This is a genomic window from Gilliamella sp. CG22, from assembly GCF_046635725.1.
GTDB classification, from domain to species: Bacteria; Pseudomonadota; Gammaproteobacteria; order Enterobacterales; family Orbaceae; genus Gilliamella; species Gilliamella apicola_I.
The window spans coordinates 37065-49903 of the sequence record NZ_JBIDFK010000014.1 but is presented as its reverse complement, the minus strand read 5'-3'; the positions used below and the strand labels follow the sequence as shown (position 1 = coordinate 49903).

At 35.7% G+C, this 12839-nt stretch carries 10 protein-coding genes; 2 read left to right on the top strand and 8 right to left on the bottom strand.

The genetic code is table 11. The features are described 5' to 3' along the window. From ACGH46_RS10480 to rne, 7 genes are all read right to left on the bottom strand, one after another. The coding region (locus ACGH46_RS10480; protein ID WP_411605572.1) for a hypothetical protein at positions 1-824 on the bottom strand (824 nt) is incomplete at its 3' end. A 349-nt stretch (positions 825-1173) separates the two neighbouring features. Then, positions 1174-2106, bottom strand: coding sequence for a homoserine O-acetyltransferase MetA (metA, locus tag ACGH46_RS10475; protein ID WP_220216007.1), 933 nt, complete (start codon positions 2104-2106; stop codon positions 1174-1176). 221 nt (positions 2107-2327) lie between these two features. After that, positions 2328-3140, bottom strand: a complete 813-nt coding sequence (locus tag ACGH46_RS10470; RefSeq protein ID WP_220216008.1) for an ATP-binding cassette domain-containing protein — start codon at positions 3138-3140, stop codon at positions 2328-2330. A 24-nt stretch (positions 3141-3164) separates the two neighbouring features. After that, positions 3165-4154, bottom strand: a complete 990-nt coding sequence (gene sapD, locus ACGH46_RS10465; protein WP_065559789.1) for a putrescine export ABC transporter ATP-binding protein SapD — start codon at positions 4152-4154, stop codon at positions 3165-3167. Positions 4155-4156: 2 nt separating this feature from the next. Continuing rightward, complete coding sequence (locus ACGH46_RS10460) at positions 4157-5017, bottom strand: ABC transporter permease subunit (RefSeq protein WP_220216010.1); 861 nt, start codon at positions 5015-5017, stop codon at positions 4157-4159. Further along, positions 5010-5939: an ABC transporter permease subunit gene (locus ACGH46_RS10455; RefSeq protein ID WP_267360668.1), complete on the bottom strand. Its 930-nt coding sequence runs from the start codon at positions 5937-5939 to the stop codon at positions 5010-5012. Before ACGH46_RS10455 ends, ACGH46_RS10460 begins: the two co-directional genes overlap by 8 nt. An 85-nt stretch (positions 5940-6024) precedes the next feature. Then, on the bottom strand, positions 6025-8706 hold the full coding sequence (rne, locus tag ACGH46_RS10450) for a ribonuclease E (protein WP_411605574.1): 2682 nt from the start codon (positions 8704-8706) through the stop codon (positions 6025-6027). Between the two features lie 750 nt (positions 8707-9456). Here rne and syd point away from each other — a divergent pair. Beyond that, a complete protein-coding gene (gene syd, locus ACGH46_RS10445) occupies positions 9457-9984 on the top strand; it encodes a SecY-interacting protein (RefSeq protein WP_220216013.1) in 528 nt (175 codons plus the stop codon). A 136-nt stretch (positions 9985-10120) separates the two neighbouring features. After that, the gene (locus ACGH46_RS10440; protein WP_411597403.1) at positions 10121-11296 is read left to right on the top strand and encodes an aromatic amino acid transaminase; all 1176 of its coding nucleotides are present in this window, start codon (positions 10121-10123) and stop codon (positions 11294-11296) included. A 117-nt stretch (positions 11297-11413) separates the two neighbouring features. On the opposite strand, the gene ACGH46_RS10435 is transcribed toward ACGH46_RS10440, so the two are convergent. Beyond that, a complete protein-coding gene (locus tag ACGH46_RS10435) occupies positions 11414-12550 on the bottom strand; it encodes an MFS transporter (RefSeq protein ID WP_411605570.1) in 1137 nt (378 codons plus the stop codon). Between the last annotated feature and the right edge of the window lie 289 nt (positions 12551-12839).

Here is a 12839-nt window from a genome sequence, read left to right as displayed (position 1 = left end):
GGCATTTGTATAGGATTGGGTGCCTGACCAATCGGTTTATCACTGATAATTTCTGCATGCACTCGAGCAAAAAATAGTGGCAATATCGGATTAATTAAGTTGCTATCCCATAATAAATCGAGTGTACTTTGCCCTGCATCTCGTAAACCACCCAATATCTGTAAGGGGACATCTTGATACCAGGCTCGGTGTTGTGCTTGGCGGTCAAAGACGACATCCACTAATTTTATATCCGGCTCAAGATTGACGTAAGCGTGTCCTCGACTATCAAGTTGACCCTGATAAATCATTCGTTGATTACTGTTATTAAATAACGTAAAAGAGTGATTCGGTAAGTTTTCGACACTGAATTCTATCCAGTTATTATCATCAAAGAAAGACAACTCCCGTTCCCGTATTTCTGCCGGGGTTAATCTACGTGGCTCTTTGTTACTCGGTAGTCTTAAAAAATTGGTTTGAGGCGGTAATAATCCACAATCAAATGTGAGTGGTTTTTCAATTAACAACGCCCGACCGGTTGTCAGTGCTTCTGTTAAGGCTTGCGTAACTTTGGCGTTATCATGACCATAGTGATTGTTGCCATAATATAACCCCAAGTTTTCCAGTGTCGGGTAAAGCTGTTGACATTGTTCAGGATGTTGAACGCAATGAGCAATAGCTTCTTCTTGTGCTGCGCTGTAATCGTAACGAACGGTGTTATAACCGGATGCTTGTAACTGTGTTTTGGGAAACTCATAAAACCCATACTGGGCTAACAGACTTTCGGGGGCTTTCTTTTGTAGTGCCAGCCACTCTTTTTGAGTAATCAATTTATAACATTTCATACAGCTTGTTGTTCTCTATCCCTTATATACCAAATCCGTAATGCATAAGCTTAAACTGACGATTTAAAGCTAACATTTTGCATTTTATGGTTTTATTTTGCATTTTTATATAAAACCATTTTTTTAGGATAGATTATTTTTTGACAGGCGACAAGCTTTTTTTTCTTTTTTAGAAATAAATACGCAATTTATTGGAAATGATTACCCGTTATTTTTTTAATCTCAACAAACAAATTCTAATTATAAATCATTAATCAAATGGTATTGCACAAGCAATAGCCGATCAAAGTTAGAATAATTAATTTATTTTTGGCTCTTTTAATCTAGGTATAATTTCTTTATGTTTGGTTTAATCATCAATTGTTAAATTGCGTGTCGTTAAATCAAATGGTGTTAATTGATAGACATAATAGTTAAGCCAATTGCTGAACAATAAATAAGCGTGACTACGCCATGTAGCTTTAGGGGTTAAGTCTGGATTATTATGAGGAAAATAATTTTCTGGGATAGTTGGCTGAATGCCAGCTTTAAGATCACGGAAATATTCATTGGCTAAAGTAAAAGAGTCATATTCAGGATGCCCGGTAACAAATGCCATCCGTTTATCTGCTGTTGCCATTAAATAAGGCCCAGTGATATCTGAATCTGCCAGTATTGAAAGATCGGTATAATTTTTTATTTTTTCAATCGGAAAATCTGCATACCGTGAATGCGGTGCTAAAAAAGAGTCATCGAATCCTCGGGTTAAAATGGCATTAGGTTGTAAAATCTGATGCTGATAAACCCCAGATAATTTATGTGATCGTGTAAATTTTGGTAAATCATAAAGTACATTCAATGCGGCTTGTACTGCCCAACACACAAACATGGTTGAGGTGACATGTTCTTTTGCCCATGTGATAATTTCAACTAATTTTGACCAATAGACTACATCCGTAAAGGCCACTTTTCCTAACGGTGCGCCAGTGATAATAAGCCCATCAAAATTTTGTTCACGTATATCGTCAAAATCACAATAGAAACTATTTAAATGCTCGACTGGTGTATTTTTCGATTCACGCTGATCAATACGTAATAGTTGAATATCGACTTGTAATGAGGAGTTAGAAAGTAGTCGTAAAAATTGGTTTTCTGTCTCTATTTTTTTAGGCATAAGATTAAGAAAGAGCAGTTTTAGCGGACGAATTTCTTGTGTATTTGCACGAGAAGATGTCATGATAAAAATATTTTCTTTACGAAGTACATCAACGGCTGGTAATGAATCAGGAATACAAATAGGCATAGCAAAAACTCCTAATAATCAACAATCTTTTAAAACCTAAAATAGACGTCTAGAAATCTGTATAGCTAAATATAAGATGTTTTAGATTATTTGTCGAGGTTTTTATTTTGATTAGCTAAATCCAATATCTCAAAGAAAATCATGATACTACTATATACGAATAACGTTAAATTCGCATTGGTCTTTTTTAGATTGGATAATTGACAACAGTAAGGGAAGAGTTAAAAAGCCCGTGTATCGGTGCGCCATGAGTCAGCGGTTAACGCTTCGCCAAAATAGCTATTAACGAGTTTTTGCGTGATATCACTAAGTGGCGAGGCTAACACTTCGGCGGTATTCCCGTATTCAACAAGTTCGCCTTTGTGCATCACTAAGATTTGATCACTGATATGCTTCATCATACCTATATCTTGAGTCACATAAATATAAGAGATGTTATGCTCGGCTTGTAATGACAACATCAAATTAACAATCTGTGAACGCATCGAGATATCTAATGCGGCTAACGCTTCGTCTAAAATAATAACTTTAGGTTTTAGAATTAATGCTCTCGCTAGGGCGACCCGTTGTTTTTGCCCCGATGCCATCACCGCTGGATAATAAGAAGCATGTTCAGGCAGTAACCCAACTTGCTTTAATACGTCGCTTATCATTTTTTCACGTTCAAACGCATCGTAATGTGTATTGTGTTTGAGTGGAATTTCAAGCAATTGACCAATGCGAAGTCTTGGATCAAAAGAGCTTTCAACATGTTGAAAAATCATGCGAATAAGTTGACAACGGTAACTATAATCGCCGTATTCGACTTTTGTGCCATCAATCCAAATATCACCACTATCCGGTTTGACCATTCCAACTAACATTTTAGCTAATGTTGATTTGCCCGATCCATTCTGACCAATAATTGCCAAGGTTTTTCCTTCATTGATCGAAAAAGATATTGGTTTAACAGCATCAATGTATAGATGCCCCAAAAATCCTTTAGGAATTTTAAATTGCTTTGACAAATTACGCACTTTTAAAATTGGGTTCATGGTTTAGTCCTGGTATTGATAATTTTACTCATCAGTATTTAAAGGAAAATGACAAGCAACAAAGTGATCTTTAATTTGGATTAATTCGGGTGCTTGAATACATTTTTTTTGTGCATAAGGACAACGTGGGCCCAATCGACAGCCAATAGGTAAATGCTCAAGTGACGGAATAACACCCGGTAAAGTATTTAACGGGCTTTTATGTGGCATTGCCTTACCAAAATCTGGAATGGCGTAAATGAGTGCCTGTGTATAAGGGTGATAAGGCGATTTTATTAAATCTTCGCTATCCGCCACTTCAACCGTCTGTCCACAATACAATACATTAATTCGATCTGTCCACCTTGTAATCATTTGCAAATCATGGCTAATAAGTAAAATCGTGGTGCCCATATTTTGATTCATGCTAGCCAGTAGCCTAAAAATTTGGGCTTCTGTCGTGGCTTCCATGGCATTAGTCGGCTCATCGGCAATGAGTAATTTAGGTTGATTGGCCAATGCAATGGCTATCATGACTTTTTGACATTCACCTTCTGTCAGTTCAAACGGATAAGACTTTAATATTTCTTTATGCTCTTTGATTCCAACCCGATGCAATAGTTCAATCGCACGATTTTTACGCCAAAATAGCCGTTGCCACCAATGACCTTTAAAGGTGCGTCTAGGTATCGCCTCGATCAGTTGTTGCCCAATTTTCATTGATGGATCTAAACATGATTGTGGTTCTTGGAATATCATGGAAATATTCGCACTAATAACTTTACGGCGTTGTTTAGGCGTAAGTTTTAATAAATCAATATTATTAAAATGAAAGCGATCTGCCGAAATTTTCCAATTGTGATTGGTGATCCCTAAAATCGCTTTCGCAATTAAGCTTTTACCAGAACCGGATTCGCCTACTAATCCTCGAATTTCACCTTCTGATAATCTAAGGTTAACCCGGTCGATAGCACGTAACAGACCGTCAGGAGTAATAAACTCAATCGTTAAATTACGAATATCTAACAATGCCATGATTAATGCCCTGCTCGTCGACCATTTAATCCAAAGTTTAATAAATAAACAAAGATAATGGTAGCTGAAACCGCAATTCCGGGGGATAAAAAGGCCAAGTAATTGGTACCAATAATGTCTTTCATTTTAAACATCATCATCCCTAAATCGGGTCTGGAGGTATCGTTAGCAAAACCTAAAAAGGTGATGCTGGTAATGGCTAAGATAATTGAGCTAAATAACGATACAATTTCAGTTAAATAGACCGGCAGAATATTAGGCAAAATATAGTGATTTAAAATCGTTATTTTGGATAAACCATCAAGCCGATAAGCCGTGATATAAGTTTTATTCCACTCCTTAATCACTCGTTGATGGATATTGTATATAAATCGTGGTGAATAAGATAACCCAATGATTAACAACATATTGGTTATGTCATCTTCAAATAACATACTGACAACGATAACCCCCAATAAAGGCGGTACGACCATAAAAAATCGGAAAATCAATAAAATAAAAGATCGTAGAAATGGAATAAAGAACATTAAATAATTAATTAATCCTGCAATCACAACAACATAAAATACCGCTTTTAGTGTCATCGATAAGGTTGAGCGATAACCAATTAATAAGTAATCAAAGATATCTTGTCCTTTAGCATTGGTGCCTAAAATGTGATTAATATCGCCATTCATAAACCATGCTGGCGGTAAGGAACTTGCATAAATAGGATCTAAATGAGCATGAAAAAACCACTTTGTTGAAACAGCAACAAAGACAATTGCCATAATGCCATAAAAGCCAACAATTGAATAAAGATTACTATGTAGCTTATTAAAACACAATGCCACGCTATTTAATAACCTTGTTACCTTAGACATGATGTTCCTTATGACGTAATGGATAAATAGCCACAGCGGTAATTTCGCCCAATAGTGTTAAAAAGCTTATCACCGTTCCACAAGCAAAAATAGCAATTGAGATAATAAAATAACTATGATGATGATAAGCACCCATGACCCATTGTCCTAAGCCAACACGGTTAAATAATATTCCGACAATCATTGTTGAAAACAACAATGTAGTCGTATTATAAGTCAATTGAGGAATAGTTGCTGGAATGGTATTGGGCAATAAATGTCGTCGTAAAATTTTTAAAGGTGACCTTTCTCGAATTGCAGCCATTTTTATGTAGTTCTGGCGTGAGGTATTTTTGACATTTTGGCTAATAAGCTGAATAGTCATAATGCTAGGCTGTATCGCAAGAATGATTATCGGAAGTTTCAAATATTGAAACTGCTCAATCAATAAATCTATTTTATTCTGTTTATCAGACAGTAAAATTTCCAATAACGATGTACCAATAGCGGAGGAAGAGGTATCAAAATGTATTGATACAGACCAATTTGGAGAGACCCAAAACATAACAATCACAATTAGCATCACAATAGGACATGAATATAGTAATAAGCACCCTAACCGAATTGTGCTATTTAACCAATTAATATTACTTAGTCCTAAAAAGATACCCAACGGTAAACCAACAATTAGTGCTACCGCTAAGGCTAGAATACACAGTTCAATCGTCGCGGATAAAGTATAAAGAAACGAGACCTTTTCCCCTGAAGTTAATGTGAATTGTCCTTGCAATAATTGCCTAAAGAAAGAACTGTAAGCATCAACAATATGAAGATGATTAAACATAGAATGGGGCGAAAAATAGACAAGGCAAAAGCTGATCTGAGCCAAAATGCAGATAATTAATACAAAAGTGACTATTTTTTTCAAAATATAAATAATCATGTTTATCTTATCGCTTTTATTTGTCTAAGTAGGAACAGAAGTGGTCTGATGACCACTCTGTTTATAAATATCAGTTTTGAAACTATTATTCTGAAGGATAGGAAGGTTTACTTGCTTTAGCAAAGGCATGGTTTTGAGAGCTTAAACCGCCCGCTTCTCCTTTCCCTTCAAAGTGATAGTCTGATTCTTCCCGTAGTTTGAAACCAATTTCAGAATCCACATACTCTGGTGCAGGGGCTTTAGTCATCACTGACGAAGCGTGACCCGTAGCTTGAGACACATCAGTATTCACATCGCTATCATGACTTTCTTGTTCACTGTCTTTTGCAGCATCATGAACTTGAGTTGATTCAGAATTGATAGATACATCATTCAAATCAGCTGTGTCAATTGTCGGTTCAGAACGGGCTTCTGTCACTTCATTTTTAACGATAACAGGTAATAAAAGTGAAGGAATAACAGGAACCACATTACTTGGTTCATCTTGTGTGATTTGACTATAATCAATCGCAACCCGACCTAATGCCAATTCAAGAGATGCAGCAGCAAATTGTAACGGCATAGGTGATTTTTTAAGATCGCCACTTCGTACCCGTCGTTTATTACGTTGTCCATTCATACGTAGATGTCTGGAAGTGCGTCGTTGACGTTTTGGTTGTGACTCTAAAACAGGTGTTGTCTCAGCCTGTTCAGGCACTATCACCGGTAATAATAACGATGGAATAACAACACGCTCTTCATTGACTTGAATCGGTGCTTCACTATTTTTCACACGTACGCTTTTTGTCAATGAACGTTGTTGACGTCTTGGTTTCACTTCTTTTTGTTTCGGTGTGACCACTTCATTACTATTCGCTGTTTTTTCAGCTTTAGTCGCATTTACCGCATTCGCCGAATGACTATTATTTTGCTTAGTACGACGACTGTTACTACGAGTAGTCTCTTTCACGTCTTCTGTTGCTGCGCTGTTATTAGCATTTGCACCATTGCTATTACGACTATTACGCTGACGGCGACTATTCGAACGATTATTTTCACGTCTTTTAGTCGGTTTTGGTTTAACTTCTGGTTCAGGTTCACTTTTTTCAGCAACAAATAATTTGCGTAACTTACTAAATAATCCACTGAACAAGCCCCCAGATTTTTCAACTTTAGGCTCGCTCTTTTCTTTCGATGTCGTGTTCGCTTCGACTTTTGGTCCCGATAATACCGCTTGTTCGACGATGATTTCAGCCGCTGCGTCTTCTTCCTCTTCTTCCAATTCTCGGATTAATTTCGGTAAGTTATAACTCAGTACATCAGTCTCTTCGCCAACACGTTTACGAATCACTTTATAAAGTGGCGTTTCCATCTCTTCATCACCCACAATGACAATTTTTACATCAGGGTGCATTCTTTCGATATTATTAATCGCACGACGTTTTTCATTTAATAAATAGCTGGCAATTGGCACTGGCACGATAACATCAATTTGGACAGTGTTATCTTTCATCGCTTCTTCTTGAATTAATCGAAGAATAGAAAGCGATAATGAATTATTATCACGAATCGTTCCCGTTCCTTGACAACGTGGACAAATGTGATGAGTCGCTTCACGCAAAGACGGACTTAATCGTTGGCGTGACATTTCAAGCAGACCAAATCGAGAAATTCGTGTTGTTTGAATACGTGCTCTGTCTGTTTTCATCGCCTCTTTTAAGCGATTTTCAACTTCACGTTGGTTACGAATTGGTGTCATATCGATAAAATCGATAACAATCAGACCACCTAAGTCACGTAAACGTAGTTGACGAGCAATTTCTTCAGCTGCCTCAAGATTAGTGTTAAAGGCCGTTTCTTCAATGTCACTGCCCCGTATCGATTTAGCGGAGTTAATATCGATTGCTGTTAATGCTTCGGTCGCATCAATTACAATAGAACCGCCAGAAGGTAAACGCACTTCACGTTGAAACGCAGATTCAATTTGACCTTCAATTTGAAAATGGTTGAATAGAGGTACATCCCCCTCATAAAGTTTTAGTCGATTAACGTATTCAACACGCCCCAAATCAACTAATCGTTTTTTAGCGATCTCAAGGACTTTCGGATTATCGATTAATATATCACCCACATCATCACGTAAATAATCACGAAATGCTCGGGTAATAATATCACTTTCCTTGTGGATTAAACTTGGTGCTGGATGATTCTTAGCTTCATTTTGAATCGCTGCCCAATAATTGACTAACGCATCTAAATCTTGTTGTAACTCTTCTTGGCTTTTACCAACACCCGCCGTTCTGGCAATTACGCCCATGCCTTTAGGCTTTTCAATAGCGTCAATAATACGTTTTAAATCTGCACGATCTTCACCTTCAATTCGGCGAGACACACCACCAGCACGTGGATCATTGGGCATTAAAACTAAATAACTACCGGCAAGACTAATATAAGTCGTTAACGCAGCACCTTTTTTGCCTCGAATCTCTTTTTCAATTTGAATGAGAACTTCTTGACCTTCTTCAAGATGTTTAATGGTGCGACGACCGGTCATATTGGATGGAAAATAACTATCGGCAATCTCTTTTAATGGTAAAAAACCATCTCGCTCTCCACCATATGAAACAAAAGCCGCCTCTAAACTTGGATTGATTTTAGTAATTTTACCTTTATAGATATTGGCCTTTTTCTGCTCATGCCCAAGACTTTCGATATCTAAATCATATAAGCGTTGGCCATCAACAAGCGCAACTCGCAGCTCTTCTTGCTGGGTTGCATTGATTAGCATTCTTTTCATTATTCTACACTCTTCATTAATCTTAATTAATTGTAGGTAGAATCGTATTATTGATAAATGCTTATTTTAACAATGATAAAAAAAGTACTTAATTCGATATTTCTATACAGTGTTCATTATTTTATTTGTGTTATTTTTGTTATTATTTTATGTGACACCGATTTCACATTGACTACATTAAAATAATATTTTAGGGGGATAACCGCTAAATTCAAAAGTACAAATGACACGCCGAATTATTCCTAAATATATAATTTATTGATATTATTTCAATGGTTAATTTGCAAACCTTCATTTTATTGGTTCTAGCAAATAAACTAAATCTTTATATGATTGTTTAAAATAAACATATTATCTAATTATCTTGATTCTACTTACGCTATTTTGTTTTGACAAACTGTAATGTCTAACGCCATTGCTGCATTACAAGGATAAAAATATCCCCCCTTATTATTCACGTTTCGGCAAAGGATAGCAAGAAAATTAAACTTCATATTTCATCGATAGTTAGATTAATATTTTGAGTTATTTACAAATAATATTTATCATTTCAATAAAATCATATTAGATATATTAAAAATTTATATTAACCACACTAAAAAGCCAAAATTGCTTTACATTTTTTTACGCATTATTTGAAAAATAAAAATTTGGAACTTACTCAGTAGAACATAAAGAGACTTAATTTGTATAATAGAAGAAAAATATAAAACAAATTCAAAAAAGAGACTTAACTTATTTATGAAATCACCCGAAAAAACAGCCTTACTTGATTTTACTTCTCGTTGGATGACTCAATTTGATTATGCCCCTAAAAGTGAAGAATTACATGCCATTCCTTCACCTTGTATACTAAAAACAGCGCAACTTGCAGTATATTGGCAACCTTTTTTATTAGAGCCGGCAAGAGATCTAACTATTGTAGAACAAGTCGTTAACATCAATCTGTGTCAAAGTGCTCATGTTTTTTATGGCACACAATATGCCGGAAATATAAACGCAAACTTTGCTGATACTCATTTAGTATTACTACAAGCATGGAATGATGACGATTTCTCAAATTTAGAGCAGAACTTAATTGCCCATTTGTCGCAACAAAAAAGATTAAAACGAATACCAACTATTTTTATTGCCTCTACCGATGAAAGTACCGAAATTATCGCCATAAATAATTTAACTGGCGAAGTGGTTAAAGAAGATCTCATTAGTGGAGAACTGACGATATTAGCTGAAAATTTAACATCATTTTTTAATAATCTTTCAATTTAATGTAAAAAAATAATTCATAAAAATTAACAAGATTATCGTCTAAACATTTATTCACAAATTGTATGTATCGAAATTGTGTATTATAAAATATTATGTATATAATGCGATGAAAGTGATTAGACGAAATAGGTGAATTATGTTTGAAAGTTTAACAGCAGCACCGGCCGACCCGATACTTGGATTAGCCGATCTTTATAATAAAGATGAACGCACCAGTAAGATTAATTTAAGTGTCGGTGTCTATAAAGATGAAACCACCCAAACACCTATTTTAGAAAGCGTCAAAAAAGCCGAACAATTTTTATTAAATAACGAAACCACAAAAAGTTACTTATCCATTGACGGAATCAAAGAATTTAATATCGCTACACAAATCTTATTATTTGGTAACGAAAATGAACGAGCCAGAACGGCACAAGCACCTGGAGGCACAGGCGCTTTACGAATCATGGCCGATTTTTTAGCTCGCCGAACCAAAGTAAAACGTATTTGGGTCAGTAATCCTTCATGGCCAAATCATCGAAGTGTCTTCCAAACTGCTGGTCTTGAAGTGCGAGAATACCGTTATTATGATGCACAAACCCATAGCTTAGACTTTGATGGATTGATGCAAGATTTAAGTAAAATTGCAGCAGGTGAGGCGGTACTTTTTCACGGTTGCTGTCACAATCCAACCGGTATCGATCCAACTCCTGAACAATGGCAAGCCATTTCAGATTTAGCCTTAAAAAATGGTTGGTTACCGTTGTTTGACTTAGCTTATCAAGGATTTGGACAAGGTATAGAAGAAGATGTGTATGGATTACGACTATTCACCGATCATCACCCAGAATTATTAATTGCTAGCTCATACTCTAAAAACTTTGGGCTATATAATGAACGAGTTGGTGCTTTTACCTTAATCGCTGCTGATACGGAGATTGCGGATCGGGCTTTTAGCCAAGTTAAAACCATTATTCGTGCCAATTATTCTAATCCACCCGCTCACGGCGCCAAAATTGTATCTTATATTTTAAATAACAAGGAATTAAAAGAAGAGTGGATCGATGAATTGACAAGTATGCGTCAACGTATTCATCGTATGCGCCAATTATTTGTCAAAACATTACAAGATAAAGGTGCAAATCAAGATTTTAGCTTCATCGCTAAACAAAACGGCATGTTTTCTTTCAGTGGATTAACAGAACAACAAGTACTGAAACTGCGTAACGACTACGGTATTTACATTGTGAACTCGGGAAGGATCAATGTCGCTGGCATGACCCTTGATAATATGTCACGCCTGTGTGAATCGATAGTTGAAGTGTTATAAACCTATTTTGTGATGTCAATTTTTAGGCATTATTGTTGATTAACTGTTGTGTTAGTTTGATAAAGACAGCATGAGGGATTGATAATCAATCCCTCTGCATATTAAGGATATCACGACTTATCTGGTAAATTTTTTAAATAATAAACAGGCAAATACAATATCTAACACACACAGTGAAATCAGCACTAAAAACGAGCCTAAAACACCGCTTGAATCTAATCCTAAACTAAACAGATACGGATAGCCAAACACGCCAATAAAGTAGCTTAAACTAAAAATAGTTAAATAAATACTTCGCTTTTCAGCATCGATATCTTTAACCATTTGAGTTTGAATTAACGGATAAACCAAACCATAACTTATGCCTAATAATGATGACGGTACAATATAAAAAATATTATTTGTCGTAACCAAAAACAGACACAAAGCGATCAACATAATGAATAACAAGCCGATCATGGCTAACTGCTGTGACAGTTTTAAAATAAATTTAGCCAGATAGAATCGGGCAAATAATAATGAAAAAGTATAAGAAATATAAAATATCGAAAAGTTTAAATTCTTCTCTTTCGCAAACACAAATTGAAAGTTCATCATTGAAATGTAAATACAGGCGCCTAAAAAAACCATTATCAACGGAATGACCGCATTTGAAGTAACAATGGTTTTCATTACTGGCAAAATCGATAATTTACTGCTATTTTGCTTATTGGATAAGGTTACATTAAAAAATATCCCACCGGCTAACAAACTCAACAACACAGCAAACATAAACATATATTCAATAGCAATATTATAATCGAGCAGTGTTTTGACTATCACTGGCGATAATCCGGCACCTAACATATTAAATGCCGAAATAAACATAAAATGACGACTTAATTCGGCAGTATTACTGGTTGACGACACCATAATCGGCCCCAACGTATAAATAATCCCCCACCCTGCACCAAGCAACAAACCTGCAATATAAAGAAAAACACCACCTGTATACAAAATCAATGCGATAGCAAAGGCATAAATTAACGCCCCCATTGCAGCAATAACATTAGTAGAAACAGATTTCAACACATAAGGAATCGACAAAATCGACGCCACCACCCCAATGATCCCCATTGAAATAATTTCACTCGACATCACCAACGAAAGCTTTAAAGTGTCGGTTAAAAATAACGGCAGCGTTAACATCACGCCATAGGCAAAAGAGGTCAAAAAAGAGCCTAAGCAGACTAATTTAAATAATTGGTTATTCATCACTATTTATTCCTTTTTATTAAGCAGGCTCACGTTGTCCCCACGATGATAACATTAAAGAGATCAAGTATCGTGCATAATACGAATAAAAAATAAGAAATTTTGAAAAAATTCCCCTATTTAAGTCTATTCATCAAAACGAAATAAACATTCAACAATTAACTTCCTCAATCACCCGTGATCAAAACCCAACAACCTTAATTCTTTTTAGTTATATCCATAGTCCAAGAGGATATTAGACGCTGTTTGAATAATCTTTAATAATTGAATAATAAAACATTAATTAATC